Source organism: Aeromonas sp. Y318-3 (assembly GCF_027706185.1).
GTDB classification, from domain to species: Bacteria; Pseudomonadota; Gammaproteobacteria; order Enterobacterales; family Aeromonadaceae; genus Aeromonas; species Aeromonas veronii.
On the sequence record NZ_JAPDCN010000009.1, the window covers coordinates 93964 to 112412 of the forward strand.

At 58.7% G+C, this 18449-nt stretch carries 19 protein-coding genes; 9 read left to right on the top strand and 10 right to left on the bottom strand.

The window, feature by feature from the left end:
- The first annotated feature begins 195 nt into the window (after window positions 1–195).
- On the top strand, window positions 196–582 hold the full coding sequence (locus tag OKB77_RS13835; RefSeq protein ID WP_005335826.1) for a YgiW/YdeI family stress tolerance OB fold protein: 387 nt from the start codon (window positions 196–198) through the stop codon (window positions 580–582).
- Window positions 583–667: 85 nt separating this feature from the next.
- Here OKB77_RS13835 and mltC read toward each other — a convergent pair whose 3' ends face one another.
- From mltC to mutY, 3 genes are all read right to left on the bottom strand, one after another.
- Window positions 668–1771 carry a membrane-bound lytic murein transglycosylase MltC gene (gene mltC, locus OKB77_RS13840; protein WP_123174110.1) on the bottom strand — a complete coding sequence of 368 codons (1104 nt, stop codon included), beginning with the start codon at window positions 1769–1771 and terminating at the stop codon, window positions 668–670.
- Between the two features lie 117 nt (window positions 1772–1888).
- On the bottom strand, window positions 1889–2161 hold the full coding sequence (locus OKB77_RS13845) for an oxidative damage protection protein (RefSeq protein WP_005335828.1): 273 nt from the start codon (window positions 2159–2161) through the stop codon (window positions 1889–1891).
- 8 nt (window positions 2162–2169) lie between these two features.
- Complete coding sequence (mutY, locus tag OKB77_RS13850; protein WP_123172331.1) at window positions 2170–3222, bottom strand: A/G-specific adenine glycosylase; 1053 nt, start codon at window positions 3220–3222, stop codon at window positions 2170–2172.
- 237 nt (window positions 3223–3459) lie between these two features.
- On the opposite strand from mutY, the gene OKB77_RS13855 reads away from it, so the two are divergent.
- Window positions 3460–4698 (top strand): multifunctional CCA addition/repair protein, encoded by a 1239-nt coding sequence (locus OKB77_RS13855; RefSeq protein ID WP_123172330.1) that lies wholly within the window; start codon window positions 3460–3462, stop codon window positions 4696–4698.
- Between the two features lie 118 nt (window positions 4699–4816).
- Here OKB77_RS13855 and OKB77_RS13860 read toward each other — a convergent pair whose 3' ends face one another.
- Both OKB77_RS13860 and OKB77_RS13865 read right to left on the bottom strand, forming a co-directional pair.
- The gene (locus OKB77_RS13860) at window positions 4817–6415 is read right to left on the bottom strand and encodes a BCCT family transporter (RefSeq protein ID WP_005335834.1); all 1599 of its coding nucleotides are present in this window, start codon (window positions 6413–6415) and stop codon (window positions 4817–4819) included.
- A gap of 9 nt (window positions 6416–6424) precedes the next feature.
- Window positions 6425–6952, bottom strand: a complete 528-nt coding sequence (locus OKB77_RS13865) for a hypothetical protein (protein ID WP_123172329.1) — start codon at window positions 6950–6952, stop codon at window positions 6425–6427.
- A gap of 163 nt (window positions 6953–7115) precedes the next feature.
- Between OKB77_RS13865 and OKB77_RS13870 the strand changes: the two genes are divergently transcribed.
- Window positions 7116–7595, top strand: coding sequence for a MarR family winged helix-turn-helix transcriptional regulator (locus OKB77_RS13870; RefSeq protein ID WP_021231719.1), 480 nt, complete (start codon window positions 7116–7118; stop codon window positions 7593–7595).
- Window positions 7596–7665: 70 nt separating this feature from the next.
- On the opposite strand, the gene OKB77_RS13875 is transcribed toward OKB77_RS13870, so the two are convergent.
- Window positions 7666–8247 (bottom strand): YjaG family protein, encoded by a 582-nt coding sequence (locus OKB77_RS13875; protein ID WP_005335839.1) that lies wholly within the window; start codon window positions 8245–8247, stop codon window positions 7666–7668.
- Between the two features lie 162 nt (window positions 8248–8409).
- On the opposite strand from OKB77_RS13875, the gene OKB77_RS13880 reads away from it, so the two are divergent.
- Complete coding sequence (locus OKB77_RS13880; protein ID WP_005363043.1) at window positions 8410–9354, top strand: D-2-hydroxyacid dehydrogenase; 945 nt, start codon at window positions 8410–8412, stop codon at window positions 9352–9354.
- Window positions 9355–9425: 71 nt separating this feature from the next.
- On the opposite strand, the gene mepM is transcribed toward OKB77_RS13880, so the two are convergent.
- Window positions 9426–10763 carry a murein DD-endopeptidase MepM gene (gene mepM / locus OKB77_RS13885; protein WP_042081590.1) on the bottom strand — a complete coding sequence of 446 codons (1338 nt, stop codon included), beginning with the start codon at window positions 10761–10763 and terminating at the stop codon, window positions 9426–9428.
- A 260-nt stretch (window positions 10764–11023) separates the two neighbouring features.
- Here mepM and OKB77_RS13890 point away from each other — a divergent pair, with 260 nt between their 5' ends.
- Both OKB77_RS13890 and OKB77_RS13895 read left to right on the top strand, forming a co-directional pair.
- A complete protein-coding gene (locus OKB77_RS13890; RefSeq protein WP_064341643.1) occupies window positions 11024–12322 on the top strand; it encodes a LapD/MoxY N-terminal periplasmic domain-containing protein in 1299 nt (432 codons plus the stop codon).
- Complete coding sequence (locus OKB77_RS13895; RefSeq protein WP_064341642.1) at window positions 12319–13260, top strand: TAXI family TRAP transporter solute-binding subunit; 942 nt, start codon at window positions 12319–12321, stop codon at window positions 13258–13260. Before OKB77_RS13890 ends, OKB77_RS13895 begins: the two co-directional genes overlap by 4 nt.
- Here the strand turns inward: OKB77_RS13895 and OKB77_RS13900 are convergent.
- Complete coding sequence (locus OKB77_RS13900) at window positions 13255–13929, bottom strand: transglutaminase-like cysteine peptidase (protein WP_042052461.1); 675 nt, start codon at window positions 13927–13929, stop codon at window positions 13255–13257. The two genes, OKB77_RS13895 and OKB77_RS13900, sit on opposite strands and share 6 nt — an antisense overlap.
- Window positions 13930–13996: 67 nt before the next feature.
- Window positions 13997–14929, bottom strand: coding sequence for a zinc ABC transporter substrate-binding protein ZnuA (gene znuA, locus OKB77_RS13905; RefSeq protein ID WP_005335850.1), 933 nt, complete (start codon window positions 14927–14929; stop codon window positions 13997–13999).
- A 93-nt stretch (window positions 14930–15022) separates the two neighbouring features.
- Between znuA and znuC the strand changes: the two genes are divergently transcribed.
- Entirely contained in the window at window positions 15023–15799 is a 777-nt protein-coding gene (gene znuC, locus OKB77_RS13910; RefSeq protein ID WP_069526907.1) for a zinc ABC transporter ATP-binding protein ZnuC, read from the top strand.
- Between the two features lie 21 nt (window positions 15800–15820).
- On the top strand, window positions 15821–16600 hold the full coding sequence (znuB, locus tag OKB77_RS13915) for a zinc ABC transporter permease subunit ZnuB (protein ID WP_005354863.1): 780 nt from the start codon (window positions 15821–15823) through the stop codon (window positions 16598–16600).
- Between the two features lie 9 nt (window positions 16601–16609).
- On the opposite strand, the gene OKB77_RS13920 is transcribed toward znuB, so the two are convergent.
- Entirely contained in the window at window positions 16610–17500 is an 891-nt protein-coding gene (locus OKB77_RS13920) for a LysR substrate-binding domain-containing protein (protein WP_042052463.1), read from the bottom strand.
- 91 nt (window positions 17501–17591) lie between these two features.
- Between OKB77_RS13920 and OKB77_RS13925 the strand changes: the two genes are divergently transcribed.
- Window positions 17592–18449: a DMT family transporter gene (locus tag OKB77_RS13925; RefSeq protein ID WP_123172326.1), complete on the top strand. Its 858-nt coding sequence runs from the start codon at window positions 17592–17594 to the stop codon at window positions 18447–18449.

Below are 18449 nucleotides of genomic sequence, written 5' to 3' on the forward strand. Positions count from 1 at the left end.
GGCATGGGAAGAGTCTGCTGCCACTGACTTCTGGTGAAGGCGACAGATTACAGTTCCAGATGAAATCACACATGTTCCGCCACCGATGAAATCGCTTGCGCTCACAAAACAGACAATCACACCTGCCTATTTCTTTCACACTTGTTTCACGCCCCCCCCGGCACAATGCCCCCATACCAACGACAGGAGTATGAAATGAACAAGGCAAGCGCAAGCGTAATCGGACTGTTGACCCTGATGTCTGTCTCCTCTTTTGCCATGGCGGCCTATACTGGCCCGCAAGAGCAGAACAAGGTTTCCGTTGCTCAACTGAAAGATCTGGCAGATGACAGCTGGGCCACCCTGGAAGGGAAACTGGTCAAGCACCTGGGCGGCGAGAACTATCTGTTCCGCGATGCCAGCGGTGAGGTGGAGGTCGAAGTGGATCAGGATGTGTGGCGTGGCACCGAAGTGGGCCCGGATGATCAGATCCGTATCCGTGGTGAAGTGGACCACAGCTGGAACAAGACCGAAGTGGAAGTCAAAACCCTGGAGAAAGTGGGAGCGGCCCCGCAGACCAAGGGCGGCTTTATCGCCAAATAAGGCCACTTCAACGACGAACTGGCCAGACGTTAAAAGGGCGCTTGATATCAAGCGCCCTTTTGCATGGTTAACCCAGCATCACCGCTTAACCGGCCCGACTGGCAAAGGCTCTCTTGAAGCCCTTCTCGGCCTGATTGACCTTGTAGAGGTAACGGCGCGCCTCCTCTTTGGGATGCTGCTCGGTCAACACCTGATAGACCGCCTCGGGGGAGAGCCTGTTGATCCGGCTCGGCGCCGCCTTGCGATCGCTGGAGAAGGTATTGAGCACCCCGCCAGCGCCACCGTTATAGGCGGAGATCACCGCATAGCGACGGGAGCGCGGATCCTGAATATCCGCCAGATAGACGGTCTGCAACAGGTGCAGATAGGCGGTACCGACATCGATGTTGTAGGCCGGGTTGAACAGCTCCTCCCGGGTCGGCTGGCCGTTCTTGCCCTTGACCCGCACATAGACGTCACGACCGGCAGTGGCCGGGATCACCTGCATCAGGCCATAAGCGTTGGCATGGCTCACCGCATAGGGGTTGAAGCTGCTCTCGGTCTTGATCACCGCATAGATCAGGCTCTCCGGCACGCCGTATTTGCGCGACGCTTCCCGGATGATCCCCGCATACTTGTAGCCCCGTCGGTCTTCATGGTTGGCCACCATGGGTATATCGACGAAGAAGATGGTGCGAATACCCAGAGTGCGCTTCTTCATCGCCGTGTTGAGCAGGTAATCGGCATAACGCTCGGCGCGCCAGGAGGCTCGGATTGGCTGGCGCTGATTGTCCAGCACCTGACCATAGAGGAAAGGCTCGCCTCCGGTCAGAATTTCCCGGTCGGAGTAAAGATCCACTTCGGCCGGATCGTCCGGGGTCAGCAGGGTCTCGATGATGGCGCGACGCAGGTGAGTACGGGGATCGATGCCCGAGACCGTCTCCACCATGATGTGGCCGCTGGAGAAGTCGATATGGGCCCGGCTCTTGTACTGATCCGTGTATTTTACGTAGTCAAACTTGCCCGCAAACAGCGCCTCCCGCCCCCATATCTCGTTCACGTTATGGGAGAGCGCGCTGATCATGTGTTCAAAACCGCGGATGTCCTTGCCGTTGACCAGATCGTCATCCTCACTCCCGCTGGGCTTGGGGGAAGATGAGCAGGCAGAGAGAAACAGCAGGGTACACAGCAGCCAAAAAATTCGGCCCATAGGATCCTCAAACCGGGCAGCAGAGCTGCCCATCATTCATTTGCTGCGACTTCAGAAGCGGTCACGCCAGTGTGGCGCCATTCCCGCACCTGTTCACACGTACAACAGCCGGAGAGCTTACTGGGCAGGCGGGGTGTAACCTTCGATCTGCACTTCACCTGCATCAAACAGGTAGCTGACCATCTCTTTTTCCAGCAGTTGGCGATGCTCAAGATTCATCATGTTGAGCTTTTTCTCGTTGATCAGCATCACCTGCTTCTTCTGCCACTCGGCCCAGGCTTCCTTGCTGATGTTGTCAAAAATCCGCTTGCCGAGCTCACCGGGATAGAGTTGGAAATCCAGACCCGGGCCCTCTTTTTTCAGGCGTTGGCAAAATACAGTACGGCTCATGTTGACCTCTATGGTTGTAACTCTGGATAGGCGAGCAGACGGGCCGTGGCGGCCGCCAGCCCCACCTCGGCAGGATGGCGTAAGTTATACCAGAGTCGGTTATCTGCTTCCATGAGCCGCAGCGGCTGCGCCTCATCAATTTCAATCAGCAACGGCTGAATATCGAGATGGAAGTGGCTGAAGGTATGGCGAAAACCGGCCAGTTCACGATAACCGTGATGGCTCAGGCCGAGGGATGCCAGCAGACCATCCACCTCCGCCAGCGAGGCCACCTGCGGGAAGCAGTAGAGCCCGCCCCAGATCCCCTGCGGCGGCCGCTTCTCCAGCAATAACTCGTCACCATGGCGGATCAGCAGCATGACGCCATCGCGGGCCGGAATACTCTTCTTGGGCTTGCTGTTGGGATAGACGGTGGGCTTGCCTTGCGACAGCCCCTGGCAATCGGCCCGCACCGGACAGCGATCACAGGCAGGCTTGCTGCGGGTGCAGATAGTGGCCCCGATATCCATCATCGCCTGATTGTATTGCGCCACGCCCAGTTTGGGGGTCAGCCGGATGGCGATCTCCCACAGCTCGTTCTCCACCTGTTTTTGGCCGGGCCAGCCCGGCAGCGCCAGCCAGCGGGTGAGTACCCGCTTAACGTTGCCATCAAGGATGGCGTGGGGCTGACCCAGAGAGAGCGACAGCACGGCCCCGGCGGTTGAGCGGCCAATCCCCGGCAGCGCCATCACCTCGTCAAAGCGCTCGGGAAAGAGGCCGTGGTGGTGATCGCGGATCTGCTGAGCCGCCTTGTGCAGGTTGCGGGCCCGGGCGTAGTAGCCAAGCCCGGTCCAGTGGTGCAGCACCTCGTCGACAGGGGCATCGGCCAGCGCCACTACATCGGGGAAGCGCGCCATAAAACGCTGGTAATAGGGGATGACTGTGGCGACCTGGGTCTGCTGCAGCATGATCTCCGAGACCCAGACCCGGTAAGGGGTCTTCTCCTGCTGCCAGGGCAGGGTTTTGCGGCCATGAAGCTCGTACCACTCCAGAACCCGGCTTGCGAAGGTTGATTGATTCACGTTGTTCTCATGTCGTTGATATATGGGGAACTCTGCGGTTCCTTCGGCTCATCTGGCCTGAGCGGGCATAAAGTCATCCCGCAGCACAGCGCCAGCTGTCTGGTGCGGCAGCGTAAGGCCTCGTCACGCCCAAGTCAAAGCCGCGCTGACTGGCGCTGCGGGCAGGTGGTGGTCAGGCAGCAAAGCGGTAACAAAGACGATATACTCGGCCCCACAATTGATGACGGGAGAGACGGTTTGCAGACTTATCTGGTTGGGGGCGCAGTGCGGGATCGCCTGCTGGGATTGCCGCAGGGCGACAGGGATCATCTGGTGGTCGGCGCCACCGTGGAGCAGATGCTGGCGCTGGGCTTTACCCAGGTCGGTCGCGACTTTCCCGTGTTTCTTCACCCCAAAACCCAGCAGGAGTATGCCCTCGCCCGTACCGAACGCAAACAGGGTCAGGGCTACACCGGCTTTGTCTGCCACGCCGCCCCCGATGTGACCCTGGAGCAGGATCTGCTGCGCCGGGATCTCACCATCAACGCCATCGCCGAGGATGATCAGGGCCAGCTCCACGATCCCTACGGTGGCATCGAGGATTTGGAAAAACGGCTGCTGCGCCACGTTTCCCCTGCCTTTGCCGAAGATCCGCTGCGCATCCTGCGGGTCGCCCGCTTCGCCGCCCGCTTCCACGCTCAGGGCTTTACCATAGCGCCGGAGACCCTCGCCCTGATGAGCGAGATGACGGCCGCTGGCGAGCTGGCCCACCTCACGCCGGAGCGAGTCTGGAAGGAGCTGGAGAAGGTGCTGCTGGGGCCGACCCCGCAGATCTTTATCGAGGTGCTGCGCAGTTGCGGTGCCCTCAAGGCGCTGTTCCCAGAGATTGATGCGCTGTTCGGCGTCCCCGCCCCGGCCAAGTGGCACCCGGAGATCGACACCGGCATCCACACCCTGATGGTGCTGGAGCAAGCCTGCCGGATCTCCCCCGAGCTGACCGTCCGCTTTGCTGCCCTCTGCCATGACCTTGGCAAGGGAGTAACCCCCAAGGAGTTCTGGCCAAGCCATCACGGTCATGGCCAGAAAGGGCTGCCGCTTATTCGCGCTCTGTGCGAGCGGTTCCGGGTACCCAATGAGTGCCGGGATCTGGCGCTGCTGGTGAGCGATCTGCACACCCACATCCATATCGCCTTTGAGCTCAAGCCCGCCACCCTGCTCAAGGTGTTCGACAAGGCGGATGCCTGGCGCCGCCCCGAGCGCTTTGCCCAGTTGCTGGATGCCTGTCGCGCCGACTTCCATGGCCGTACCGGTTTCGAGGAGCGGGTCTACGCCGAGCCGGACTATGTGGCCGAAGCGCTGGCTGCCGCCCAGGCGGTGCCGGTGAAAGAGATAGTGGCAGCCGGTTTCAAAGGGGAAGAGATCAAGGAACAGCTCGCCAAAAAGCGCACCAATGCCATCAGCCGCATCAAGGATGAGTGGACCTTTATCGAGGAGTAACCTCGGCCCCATAACAGACGGCCGCCCTGATGATGAGCTCCGCAAGGAGAGCATCGCCAGGGCGGCCGTTTTGCATCCAGATTGATATGTGAGGGGGTGCTAACCCCTGCTGGTGCCGTTATGCCGGACCAATTCGCTCCATCAGGCTCATATGGGATGAGCCATCGTGGCGCTTGAGATTCTGGCGATATTCGAACTGGCGCTGGCTCTCCTGCTTGAGCCCCAGCATCAGCGAATAGCACATCGCCAGCATGATCACCGAGAACGGCAGTGCCGCTATGATGCTGGCCGCCTGCAAGGCCGCCAGGCCGCCGGAAACCAGCAGGATGGCCGCAACCAACCCCTGCCCCAGACCCCATACGGCGCGGTGCAGTACCGGCGGCTCCTGATCACCGATGGAGAGCAGTGTGGTGATGACCAGCGTGCCCGAATCACTGGAGGTGATGAAGTAGGTGCAGATGAGCAGGGTCAGCACAGCTTTGGCAATCCAGCCGAAGGTATCCCAATGCAGCAGCTCGACCGTCTTGTAGAGCGCCAGCGTCACATCCTGATTGACCGCAGCGACCACGCCGCCACCACCAAACAGCTCCAGATTCATCGCCGTACCGCCAAACACGGTGAGCCAGAACATGCCGAGCAGCGAGGGCACCAGCAGCACACCGAGCACAAACTCGCGGATAGTACGCCCCTTGGAGATGCGGGCGATAAACATGCCGACAAACGGCGCCCAGGCAATCCACCAGCCCCAGTAAAACGCCGTCCAGCTCGACTGCCAGGCCGAGGTGCCGTTGGCCTCGGTGTTGGTCCAGAAGCTCAGTTTGACGATGTTCTGCAGGTAATCACCGATATTCTGCACATAGGCGTTGAGGATATAGGTGGTCGGCCCCAACACCAGAAAGAGCGCAAGTACGAAGACGCTCAGCCAGATATTGAGCTCGGAGAGGATCTTCACCCCTCGCCCGACCCCGGAGACCGCCGACAGAGTGGCGATCAGGCTGATGCCACCAATCAGCCAGAGCTGGTTGGACTGCGACACCGCCATACCAAACATCTGGTTGAGGCCGGTATTCATCTGGGAGACCCCCAGACCAAGGGAGGTTGCCACCCCGAACACGGTGCCGAACACCGCCAGCACATCGGCCGCATGGCCCCAGAAGCCGTAGATGCGCTCACCGAGGATGGGGTAAAGCACGGAGCGGATCGCCAGCGGCAACTTGCGACGATAACTGAAAAAGGCCAGCGATAGGCCAACGATCACATAGATGGCCCAGGGGTGCAGGCCCCAATGGAAAAAGGTGAGGCGCATGGCGATCTGGGCCGCTTCCGGGGTCATCCCTTCGGTAATGAACGGATTGCCCTGCAGATGGTTCATCGGCTCGGCGATGCTCCAGAACACCAGACCGATGCCCATGCCAGCGCTAAAGAGCATGGAGAACCAGGCGAAGTAGCCGAACTCCGGTACCTGGTCGTCGTCACCCAGCCGGATGCTGCCAAAACGGCTGAACATCAGGTAGACAGCGAAGAACAGGAACAAGGCGACCACCAGAATGTAGTACCACTTGAACCCGGCAATAATCTGATCCTTGGCACCGACAAACCAGGCGGCCGCGGTATCGGGAACAAATACGCCAAACAGCAAAAACAGGGTGATCACGGTGAGGGCCGTCATGGCCATAGTCGGGTTGAGGCCTTTCAATAGCCCTTTGCTTGCTCGCATCCAGCCTCCTTAGTCGTTGTTGAAAAAGTCTTCACCCACATGATCACCGGCACCGCCGATGGCGCGATAGACCAGTTTGCCGGCCGTCTGTTCGCGGTGATCCACCAGCGAAACCGAGGGCTGGCCATTCACGGCGTGACGCTTGCCAAGGAAGATGGCCATGGGGACGCCCAGATTGGAGATACCGCTGGTGATCCAGAGGCGGTTGAAGTCGTAAGAGCCACCGATGAACTCCAGCTGGGCCAGGCCGGTATCGAGGCCGGTCAGATAGAAGTTCATGGCACTTTCGTCAGGAAAGAGGTGCACCAGCACATAGGCGTAGCGCAATTCATTCACCAACTCCTTTAGGTTGAAAGTACCTGTCTCACTGCAAGAGAGGGGTAACTCACCATCATAGTGGTGTACCTTGAGGTTGTTCGGGTCTTCATCATAGGCAGGCTGATAGCGCACAAAAGCCGAGGTATCCGGCAGTTCATAGCGCACTCTGACCACACGTAACTCGGCCACCAGAGACTTGATATCCAGCTCGTCATTCATCATTTCGCTCCTCAAATGTCAGGGTGAATTCCGTGAAATGCCCGTTAACCTAACACAAAATTAATTAGAGCAGAAATTATTACAACAAAAACCATATTGACCTTGTGACGAATTAGGCGGAAAATTTTGCGCCTCTACATAGCCCTCCAATGACGCACACCCCATGGAAAAACATGATGAAGTGCTGGTCGCCCTGCGCCAGATTATTCGTGCCATCGATATGCACTCCAGGCGCTTGATCAAAGAAGCCGGGCTCACCTCCCCGCAACTCTTGCTGCTCAAAGGGATCGACGAGCTGGGACAGATCTCCATGCGTCAGCTGGCCGATCACACCAACATGAGCCAGGCCACCGCCACCACCATCATGGACCGATTGGAGAGCCGCCAACTGGTGCAGCGCGTTCGCAGCAATACCGACAAGCGCAAGGTTCACGCGACACTGACTGACGCAGGCCGCGCCCTGCTGGCCCAGGCCCCGACCCCGCTGCAAGAGCGCTTCATCCAGCGTTTTCAGGCGCTGGAAGCGTGGGAACAGACCCTGCTGCTCTCTTCCCTGCAACGCATCTCCGCCATGATGAATGCAGACGAAATCGACGCAGCCCCGGTGCTGAGCGTCAGACCCCTCACCGAAGAGCAGGCATAAGCTGCTGAACAATTTCAGGCATAAAAAAAGCTCCCGAACGGGAGCTTTTTCGATCAGGGGCCGCAGAGGATTACTCTTCCAGGCTGATCCCGATATTGGAGACGCCATCCTGAGAGGCAAATACTCTGATGGCCAGGATACGATCGCTGTCGCGCTCATGAGCAACCCGCTTGAGCAGTTCAACCTGGAACTCCAGCTCGGCTTCCATGTACTCGTGCTCGTAGAGCTCCTCTTCGGTCAGATCCCGCTCTTCCAGCAGCTCGATAAAACCGGCCACAGTACCGACTGAGGCATGACTGGCATCGTTGGCCTCTTCGCCAACCCGGCAGATCACCGAGTTATAGGCGCAGCCCAGCGCAACACAGGCATCCAGCGCGGGATAGGCGCCGTAGGATTCAAACTTGCGGGGATCCGGAATGTGAGACTCGAACTCTTCGAGAATGGCCCCCAGATTGACCCGGGATCCCTTGACGGTGAGGTAGACCCACATCTGATCCAGCGCATGCCGGAAAGCGCCAGCATTGCCAAAGCCGGAGGCCTGACAGAACAGGGCATAGTTGGGGTACATGCGCTCTGCCAGCGCCAGGGTGTAGACGGTCTGTTGCCAAGGCTGTAGCTCGGCCAGTCGCTTATAAAACTTGTCACCAAACACTGGAGTCGGATCCTTTGCAAAATGTGGGGCAGATTGTAGCCCACGAGGCGCGCGGCGAAAACGAAAAAGCGCCCTGGTCGGCTATGTTGCGATATGAAGTCAGGTAAGATGGGTCGAGAGCGGCATCTTGTTGCGCCGCAAATTCTGATAAGGAACAAGAGTATGAGCCAACGTACCCTTCTTTTGCTCAGCCAGGATAATGCTCACTACGAACGGCTGCTCAAGGCCGCCAACCTCCCCCATCTGCGCATTCTGCGGGCCGATAACCAGAGCGATGCCGAGAAGCTGATCGGCGAAGCCCATATTCTGATGGCCGAACCGGCCCGTGCCAAACCGCTGCTGCCCAAAGCCAACAAGCTGAGCTGGTTCCAGTCCACCTATGCGGGAGTCGATGTGCTGCTCGACCCTGACAGTCGCCGCGACTATCAGCTCACCAATGTCCGCGGCATCTTCGGCCCACTGATGAGCGAGTATGTCTTTGGTCATCTGCTCAGCCTGATGCGCCAAATTCCCCTTTATCGGGAACAGCAGAAACAGCGACTGTGGCAAAGCCACCCCTATCAGGGCCTCAAGGGGCGCACAATGCTGATCCTGGGGACCGGCAGCATTGGTCAGCATATTGCCCACACCGGCAAACATTTTGGCATGAAGGTACTGGGCATCAGCCGCAGCGGTCGGGAGCGGGCCGGGTTTGATCAGGTTTATCAACTGCCTGCGCTCAACAAGATGCTGGCGCAGGCCGATGTCATCGTCAGCGTGCTGCCAGCCACCCGCGATACCCGTCATCTGTTCAATGCCGCCCGCTTCGAACACTGCAAACCGGGCGCCATCCTGTTCAACGTCGGTCGTGGCAGCGCCGTGCACTCTGGCGATCTGCTCACCGCACTGCGTACCGGCAAGCTGGCGATGGCGGTGCTGGATGTGTTCGAGCAGGAGCCGCTGCCCGCCGACAGTCCGCTGTGGGGCCAACCCAACCTCATCGTCACCCCCCACAACAGCGCCTACAGCTTCCCGGATGATGTGGCCCAGATCTTTGTGCGCAACTACATCCGCTTTATCGATGGCCAGCCACTGGATGGCAAGATCGACTTCGACAAGGGTTACTAACCCTCACTGTGCATGTAAAAAGGCCCCGCCAATCTGGCGGGGCCTTTCATTTCAGGCTGTGACGACAGGAATCAACCCGCGGCCAGCTCCTTGCGGTAGCTCTTCACCTTGGCAAGGAACTGACGACGCTCCTTGCCGCTGAGCGGTTCAGCCATCGGCAGCTTGGCAGTCATGGCATTGACCGGGCGGTTGTTGATCCGCAGCTCGTAGTGCAGGTGAGCACCGGTCGAGCGACCTGTGTTGCCGGAGAGGCCGATCTTGTCGCCCATCTTCACTCGCTGACCGGTTTTGACCAGCAGCTTGCTCAGGTGCAGATAACGGGTAGAGAGAGTACGGCCATGCTTGATGACGATATAAGTGCCCGCTAGCGGGTGGCTGGTTGCCTTCTGGACGACACCATCACCGGTCGCCAGCACTGGCGTGCCCACCGGCACCGCGAAGTCGGTGCCCTCGTGAGGACGCACCATACCGGTTACCGGATGTTTGCGCGCCGGGTTGAAATTGGAGCTGATCCGATAGCGGCTATGGGTCGGGTAGCGGCGGAATCCGCGCTCCAGACTGTTGCCCTGACCGTCGTAGTAGTTGCCGTCATCGGAGAGCCAGGCCGACACCGTCTTGCCCTGGCTGGTAACTTCCACACCCAGCAGCTGGCTGTTGCCAGTGCTTTTGCCTTCCACCGTCTCCTGGCGTACCAGCACTTTGAACTTGTCGCCCTTCTGCAGATCCTTGGCGAAATTCATCCGCCACTGGAACAGGTTGGCAATTTTCTGGATATGGTTGGCCGGAATCCCCGCATTGCGGGCACTAACATAGAAGCTGCCGTTGATCACGCCGTTGTAACGCTGCGGTTGCCACTCAACCTTCTCATTGATCATGGAGGCGGTATAGGCATCGTCGCTGCGCGCCATCACCAGCGTCTGCTTGATGTTCAGGCGGATTTTGAGTTGCTGCAGGATGTTGTCCTGATCGATCAGCAGCTCGATATTCTGGCCCGGCTTGAGGCGCGCCAGATAATTCTTGTTATCGGCGTCCAGCACCTTGTAAAGGGTGGTGGTGGAGAGACCGAGATTGTTAAAAATAGCGGTCAGGTTTTCGCCGTTGCGGACCCGGTAATCCTGCCACTGGGGGGTGGTGTCAACCGGGATGTCGTCATCCGGCGCACTTTGATCAACCAGTTCGTGATCGGGGATTTCGTTAAAGTCGGTGTTGTTTTCGTTGGTTGCCGTACCTGCGGTATCAATGGGCAACTCAAGACGCAGCGGCCGCTCGAGGATGTCACCCGGAGCTGGCAATAATGCCACTGCTGACAGGGTCATGGCCGTCAGCATCAGCATGGCGTAAAAGTGTTTGCGGGGAACCGGTGGTTCCCAATTGGCAGCCTGTACTACCAAGGGACGGAGACGTTTCATCCGCTATCCTGTATTTAGATCTAAAGATTGTGAGTTGCGATGTCAGTTGTGACAAAACCGTATAAAACTGTTTGTTGGACACAAATAGTTACAAATAGTTCATCACAATCTGCATGAACCTCACATTTTATGCATAACCCGCCCGGATGGGCAGAAATGATCGTCTTTTTTAACCATTTTTTCCTATTTTTAAGAACCGGGTCGGATTCGATACTGAATAGAAACCCAAAATGTTGCGATAACTTTTCCATGGAGTGGATATGTCGTTAGCAAAACTGTTAATCAGAATAATTGTCGTCCTGTTCCTGATCGGTGCAGCGCTGCTGTTTGCACTGGAAGTCACGACGGTCCGCCAATCCATCCTCGACCAGATGTCAGCCAACCTGGAAACCGCCGTCACCGCTCTCGGGCTGGTGCTGCAAGGAACCCTGCTCAATGACGACAATGTGCTGGCCGAGACCATCGTCAATGCCATGTTCGACGGCGGCTTCGTCAGCTCGGTCACCCTGATCGATCCTGATGGCCAGTTGCTGTTTCAGAAGGTCTTCCACTCTACCCAGCAAAATGTCCCCGGCTGGCTTCCCTCGGTTATCGGCATGCCCCCCGTCAAGATTGAGCAAGAGTTGACCGATGGCTGGCGCATGCTGGGCACTCTGACCCTTGAGGGGCATAGCGGCTACGCCTATCAGCATCTGTGGAATGCCATCAGTCGCACCGGTCTGGCGCTGCTGGCGGGCCTCGTCGTATTTACCCTGATCATCTCCCTGGTGTGCAAACGCCTGCTGCAGCCCCTGGAGCAGATCAACCTGCAGCTGATCCGTATCCGCAAACACCAGTTCAACAGCACCCTGCCCACTCCCTGGTTGCAAGACCTCAAAGAAGTGGCACTTTCCATCAACCAATTGGTTTCCGAACGCAAACGGGATCTGCTGCAACAACGACTCAAAATCACCCAGCTGGGAAAACAGCTGCCACTGACGCCCCCACAGCCGCTGCAAGGAGTGAGCCCGCTGCCGGAAGGTGGGCAACTGCAAAAATTTGTCTCCACACAAGGGGAGATCGCCCTCTATCAGCGTTTCTTGCCCAGTCAGCCCCTCGGTGCCGACAGCGATCTCGCAACCATCCAGAGCGCCCTGCAACAGTGGCAGCACTCTCATATAGAAGGGGTCTTGCTGCCCCTCTCCCTGCTCAATCACCCGCAATGGTCCGAGATCGCCCCTCTGCTAAGCCAGGGGCGAGGAAAAACACTGGATTGGCGCTGGGATGTAGCCACATTCCCCGCCCACGGCCAGTCTACCTTGGCCGCGTTGCAGGAACAGGGGTGTGAGCTCGCCTTCAGCGCCATTCCCCTCAATGCGGATACCTTCAATCAACTTGACCCGCTCAATCCCATCTTTATCAGCTGTCAGCTGACCGATGCGCCGCTCTACTGGAATCTGCTCTCCCAAACCATGCATGCCGCCGGTTATACCCTGCTGGCAGAATCGGGAGAGTGTCGCGACATCGACAAACTGCGGACCTGGGGTATCGATGGTTATGCCAAGGAGGCGCAATCATGAAGAAGCTCGCCATGCTGTTGCCCCTGCTGTGGCAATCCGGCCTGATGGCTGAAACCGTCACTATCACCACCGGGGGTGAGCAGGGGATTTATCACCAGATAACCAAAGAGTTTTGCCGTCTGGCCCATGAGGTCGATGAGCAACTTGCGTGCACATTGCAAAGCTCATCGGGTTCAATAGAAAACCTGAAGCGGCTAAAGAGTGGCGAGACCTCCTACGCCATGGTGCAATCAGACTGGCTATATCAGGCAAGCCAGGGCTTGGGCCCTTTTGCCACGCAGCCGCAACCTGAGCTGCGCGCCCTGTTTGCCACCCATGCCGAGCCCTTCACCATAGTGATCCGTGCCGATGGCGATATCACTTCACTGGAACAGCTCAAGCTCGCCCCCATCGACATGGGGTTGAAGAGCTCGGGAACCCGCCAGACGGCGCTGACCCTGTTCAACATCTTGGGAGCGAAAGAACAGGATCTCGATCTAAAGAGCATGGCCAACCTGCCGGATGCGCTCTGCAGCAAGCAGATCGACGCATTTGCACTGGTGATGGGACACCCGAACCGGATTGTGCTCGACACCGCCAAACGCTGCGCGGTCAGTTTCCTCCCCATCGATGGGGCCACCCGTGATCAGCTACTCAAAGGGGTCAAATATTACCAACGTAGTCAGGTGCCCGCCCGCATCTACCCCGGCAATCTGAAGGCGACCCCCACCTTTGCCATTGCCGCCACCCTGGTCACCAATGCAAACATGCCGGAAGAGTCTGTCTATCGTCTGACCAAGGCCATGCTGACCCAGCAGACCAAGTTCAATGAGCAGACTTATGGCTACGCCAATATGTTTCACCGGGCACGCAATAAAACCGGCCCGGTGCTGAGTATTGAACAGCATCCGGGCGCGGTGAAATATTTCGATGAGTTGAAGGCGGCGGGCAAGCTATAACTGACGACGAGGAGAGCGCAGTTGCTCGCTGGAGAAACGGGTCTTCATCGATGTCCACTGCGCCAACCGATCGGCACTCCCCGCCAGCGTCCCTTCCCGCCGTGACTTCATGATCCAGATGCTTTTGGCATCGAAACTGTAAACGGGAATGAGATCGGTACGCTTGCTGCCCGGCAGGATCCGGCTGTTGATGTTGTCGAGCACCAGTGGGTCAGCCTTGGGTGTCGGGAAGTAGAGCGTCACCATGTGGAACTGGTTGTAACGCACCGCCTTGACGTAGGCCAGTCGCAGCTTCTTCTCATCAACCCCCAGCTCCATCAGGGTGTAGTACTTGGAGATGCTGTAATCCTCGCAATCACCACCCCGAGCGCCGATGAACTCCAGCGGATTGGCCCAGTAATCCTCATCTCCCCACAGCTTGGGATCCTCGCTATAGGTCAGATTGTTGAAGTAGTTGTTCACCAGCTCGATCTTCTGCTGGTCGGTTGTACCCGCTCTGGGGGTGAGCAGGCGAGAGAATGCCTCGGCCCGCTGGATGGCTCGGCCACCATACACTTCCTGCAGCTTGGCCCGCAGATCCGGACTGGCAATATATTCGGAAAGACGCGAAGCCTGCACGCTGGCGCAACATAGCGCCAACGTGCAAGCCGGGATCAACAACCATTTCATACCGGACACTCCATGTCAGATGCTGGAGGTCAGTATAGTCCCTCCGGATGAGAGGCTCAGCAGGCGATCAGCGACACTGTGCGAATGCGTCTGCCAGTTGCTGCATGAATTGGGGATAACCATCCGGGCCGAGCGGTACCTGTTCACCCACCTCATCAAGCAACAACACCTTGGCGCCGGTATTGCGTGCCACCGATTCGATCACAGCCGGTGAGAATTGCGGCTCGGCATAAATGCAGCTCGCCTGCTTCTCTTCCAGTGCCTTGCGAATATCCACCAGGGTCTTGGCGCCCGGGCGACGCTCAGGGCTCACGGTAAAGTGACCCTTTGAACTCATGCCGTAGTGGCGCTCCCAGTAGCCATACGCCTCGTGGAATACAAAGTACCCCTTCTCATTCACCGCCTTCATCTGGCCGGCAATCACCTTGTCTTTGGCATCCACCTTGGTATCAAATGCCGCGAGGTTGGCGTCATAGCGAGCCTGATTGGCCGGATCCAGCTTGCCCAATTCACTTGCGATCGCCTTGGCAATCACTTTGGCCTGCGTCGGGCCAAGCCAGATATGGGGATCGACCCCTTCGTGATGATGTCCTTCATGCCCTTCATCATGGTCACCGTGCTCGTGGGCGGCATGATCGTGATCATCATGGTCATGGGAGTCGTGACTATCCTGAGTCGCGTAGTTGAACAGCGGCATCCCCTCAACCTGAGTCAGGGCCAGAGCATGGGGATGATTAGCCAGCGGCTTGGCCATAAAACCTTCCAGCTCGGGGCCAACCCACACCACCAGATCGGCACTGTTGATGCTGCGAATATCGGACGGACGCAGGGAGAAATCGTGGGGAGAGGCACCGGTGGGCAGCAATACCTTGGGCTCGCTCACCCCGTCAGTGATCGCCGCAGCGATGAAGCCTAGCGGCTTGATGGTGGTCAGTACCTCAATGGCACGAACAGGCAAACTCACCGCCAGCAGGGCAGTGAAAAGCGCAATAATTCTCATTGGTGAATCTCGTCAGGGGGTGAGTATGTGATAATATAACAGCCGCTTTTTGTTATATTATAACTCTCACTGGCTGTAAACCCCGGAGTTGTCATGAGCCAACTGGTAGAGCTGAAAGAGGTCTCTCTCTCGTTTGATGGACGCTCTGTGCTCGACAAGGTCTCCTTTACCCTCAATAAAGGCAAAATCACCACGTTAGTCGGCCCCAACGGGGCAGGCAAGAGCACCCTGAGCAAGCTGGTGCTGGGTCTGCTCACCCCGGACTCGGGCAAGATCACCCGCAGCCGCGATCTGAGAGTCGGCTATGTGCCACAGCGCCTCTATCTGGATCCCACCTTGCCGCTGACGGTACGCCGCTTCCTGCAACTGGGCAAAAACAGCCGCCTCTCCATCGAGGAGGCGCTGACCAGGGTTGGCGCAGAGGGATTGCTGGAAAACCGGATGCAGAAGCTCTCCGGAGGTGAGATGCAGCGTGTGCTGCTGGCTCGCGCCCTGCTGGTCAAGCCCGAGCTGCTGGTGCTGGACGAGCCGGTACAAGGGGTCGATATCACCGGCCAGATCGAGCTCTACGCCCTGATCGGTCAGCTCGCCGCCGAGCTCAATTGCGCCGTGCTGATGGTCTCCCACGACCTGCATCTGGTGATGGCCAGCACCCACGAGGTGATCTGCCTCAACCGCCATGTCTGCTGTCATGGCGAGCCGGAAAGCGTGGCCCGCCATCCCGAATTTGCCCGTCTGTTCGGGCGACCGGAGCAGGAGGTGCTGGCGGTCTATACCCACCATCACCACTGCGACGGCGAACACCATCATCATGAACCGCAGGCCCCCGTCATCCGCCTGCCTTCTCGCAACAACGCTCACAGCAAATAGCGCAAGCAACAGGACATTCAAGTGGACAGCTTTCTGTTATACGCCCTCGCGGCCGGTCTCGGCATCGCCCTGCTGGCCGGCCCCCTCGGCAGCTTCGTGGTATGGCGAAAAATGGCCTATTTTGGCGACACCCTCTCCCACGCCTGCCTGTTCGGCATTGCGCTGGGCATCCTGCTACAAGTCGATCTCACCCTGGCGGTGGTGGTCTGCTGCCTTGCCATGGCGATGCTGCTGGTGATCATGAGCCGCAACCAGCAGGTGGCCACCGATACCCTGCTCGGGATTCTGGCCCACAGCGCCCTGTCCCTCGGTCTGGTTACCTTGAGTTTTATGGATAACGTGCGGGTGGATCTGATGGCCTACCTGTTTGGCGACCTGCTCTCGGTACAACCGATGGACCTGCTCTGGATCTACGGCGGTGGCGCGCTGGTGCTGCTCACCCTGTGGCGACTGTGGGATCCCCTGCTCTCCATGACCATCTCGGAAGAGCTGGCACGGGTAGAGGGGATCCGGGTCGACGTGTTGCGCTGCGTGCTGATGCTGCTGATCGGGCTGGTGATCGCCGTAGCGATGAAGTTTGTCGGGGCGCTGATCATCACCTCCTTGCTGATCATCCCTGCCGCCACCGCCCGCCGCTTTAGCCAGACACCGGAGCAGATGGCCGGCTTTGCCGCGCTGATTGGCTGTCTCGCCGTGCTGGGTGGATTGACCCTCTCCTGGTATCAGGATACTCCGGCAGGGCCTTCGGTCGTCGTCTGTGCCACCAGCCTGTTTGTACTGAGCCAGTTCAAGAGAGCGTAACGGTGCAGGCTAGAGCGGCATGCTCTGGCGTGTCTCCATCATCAGCCACTGGCGCAACCGGCTGATAGCGGGCTCATGGGCCCGCGAGCGCTTGCAGGTAAAGTAGAAGGCATCCCCCGTCTCCAGCTGGTGTACCGGCAAGGCCACCAGCTGGGGATCATCGGGCCGCAGCATGTAATCATTCACGAATGCCACCCCCTGATCCCAGGCTGCCGCCTCCATCGCCAACAGCACATGGCTGAAGTGGTGCATTCGCGCCTCGTCAGGGATCACCAAGCCACCTGCCTTGGCCCAGCGCTGCCAATCCTCCCCCCGCGCCTTGTAAATGGACTGCACCGAGAGCAGCGGCAGCTGCCAAATGGCCTCGGGCCACTCCCCGCTGATCTGCTGCAACAGACGGCGACTACAGACCGGAAAGAGCCGCTCCTGATAGATAAGATCGTGACAGTAGCCACGCCCGTGGGGTGACACTGTGATAAAGCAGTCCGCCACCCGATCGGAAAGTTCGGGATCTTCCGCCACCATCTCCAGACTCAGATCCAGCTCGGGATAGAGCTGGCGCAATCCGGCCAGGCGGGGGATCAGCCATTTCACCGCAAACGAGCTGTAGACCGCGAGCCGGACTCGCATCTCGCCACCCCCGCGCAGCTGTTCGCTGCTCTGGGCAATCTGGCTGAGCCCGGCGGCAATCCCTTCGAAGTAGCTCTCCCCCTGTGGCGTCAGCGAGAGCAGCCGACCCTGACGCAGCAGCAAGCGCTCACCCAGAAAATCCTCCAGCAGGCGGATCTGGTGGCTGACCGCACTCTGGCTGACGTTCAATTCAAGGGCGGCGCGGGAGAAGCTGAGCAGCCGGGCCACTACCTCGAAATATTGCACTGCACGCAGGGGAGGAAGCTTCATTATCTAAATATCTCATGAGTGGTCATTTTTTATCATTTTACTGGATATCAACCGGCACGCTACCCTCCGCTCATCTGAAGTGGGAGGTGGTATGAATGCAGTAGGGATCGGCATCCTTTATCTGGTGCTGGGCAATATGGTGGCGGTCTTTTCCGATGCGCTGGTCAAGGTGCTGGAGCCAGATCAGCCCATCTTCCAGTTTGTCTTTTTCCGCCAGCTCTCGGCCGCCATTCTGCTGATGCCCTGGCTGCTCTGGTCATGGCGCCGCAATCCACCGGTGGCCATCAAGTGGCACCTGCTGCGGGCTCATATCTGGGCGGTCGGCGTCTGCCTGATGGTGGTGGCCCTCACCCGCTTGCCGCTCGCTACCGCCAATGCCCTCTTCTATGCCGCGCCGCTGATGATGGTGCCGCTGGCGGTGTGGATGGCGGGGGAAGCGATCTCGCGCCAGAAGGTGCTGACCGCGCTGATCGGCTTTATCGGGGTACTGATCGTGCTGCGCCCGACCGAAGTGAACTGGGCCGCACTGGCGGCGCTCGGGGTGGCGCTGTCGATGGCGCTCAACAATCTGCTGATCAAGCGGATCCCGCTCAAGCAGCCCATCGCCCAGACCCTGTTTTTCACCAACGTGCTGAGCATGCCCTTCATTCTGGCGCTGGCATTGTGGGAAGGGGGCAACTGGCAGTGGCAGATGTGGTGGCCCGCTTTTGGCTCCTCGGCGCTGATCATGGTCTATGCGGGATTGTGCGTGGTGGCCTATCGCAAGGCGGAGGCGAGCAAGATCGCCTCGGCGGAGTACACCGGTCTGCTGATGGCGGTGGCCATCGGGGTGTGGCTGTTTGACGAGCAGCCGGGCCTGCCGCTGCTGCTGGGCTGTATCTGCATCGTCCTGCCGCTCATCGCCATGGCCCGCAGCAAACCAAAACCGCTGGCCGAGCCCGCGCTCTAA

Excerpts from the sequence above, each read along its gene's own strand:
- znuA (WP_005335850.1), bottom strand. The coding sequence starts at position 14,929 with ATGAGAATTATTGCGCTTTTCACTGCCCTGCTGGCGGTGAGTTTGCCT.
- OKB77_RS13880 (WP_005363043.1), top strand. The coding sequence starts at position 8,410 with ATGAGCCAACGTACCCTTCTTTTGCTCAGCCAGGATAATGCTCACTAC.
- OKB77_RS13900 (WP_042052461.1), bottom strand. The coding sequence starts at position 13,929 with ATGAAATGGTTGTTGATCCCGGCTTGCACGTTGGCGCTATGTTGCGCC.
- OKB77_RS13890 (WP_064341643.1), top strand. The coding sequence starts at position 11,024 with ATGTCGTTAGCAAAACTGTTAATCAGAATAATTGTCGTCCTGTTCCTG.
- OKB77_RS13870 (WP_021231719.1), top strand. The coding sequence starts at position 7,116 with ATGGAAAAACATGATGAAGTGCTGGTCGCCCTGCGCCAGATTATTCGT.
- OKB77_RS13865 (WP_123172329.1), bottom strand. The coding sequence starts at position 6,952 with ATGAATGACGAGCTGGATATCAAGTCTCTGGTGGCCGAGTTACGTGTG.
- OKB77_RS13925 (WP_123172326.1), top strand. The coding sequence starts at position 17,592 with ATGAATGCAGTAGGGATCGGCATCCTTTATCTGGTGCTGGGCAATATG.
- OKB77_RS13895 (WP_064341642.1), top strand. The coding sequence starts at position 12,319 with ATGAAGAAGCTCGCCATGCTGTTGCCCCTGCTGTGGCAATCCGGCCTG.
- OKB77_RS13860 (WP_005335834.1), bottom strand. The coding sequence starts at position 6,415 with ATGCGAGCAAGCAAAGGGCTATTGAAAGGCCTCAACCCGACTATGGCC.
- mltC (WP_123174110.1), bottom strand. The coding sequence starts at position 1,771 with ATGGGCCGAATTTTTTGGCTGCTGTGTACCCTGCTGTTTCTCTCTGCC.
- znuC (WP_069526907.1), top strand. The coding sequence starts at position 15,023 with ATGAGCCAACTGGTAGAGCTGAAAGAGGTCTCTCTCTCGTTTGATGGA.
- OKB77_RS13845 (WP_005335828.1), bottom strand. The coding sequence starts at position 2,161 with ATGAGCCGTACTGTATTTTGCCAACGCCTGAAAAAAGAGGGCCCGGGT.
- OKB77_RS13835 (WP_005335826.1), top strand. The coding sequence starts at position 196 with ATGAACAAGGCAAGCGCAAGCGTAATCGGACTGTTGACCCTGATGTCT.
- mepM (WP_042081590.1), bottom strand. The coding sequence starts at position 10,763 with ATGAAACGTCTCCGTCCCTTGGTAGTACAGGCTGCCAATTGGGAACCA.
- OKB77_RS13920 (WP_042052463.1), bottom strand. The coding sequence starts at position 17,500 with ATGAAGCTTCCTCCCCTGCGTGCAGTGCAATATTTCGAGGTAGTGGCC.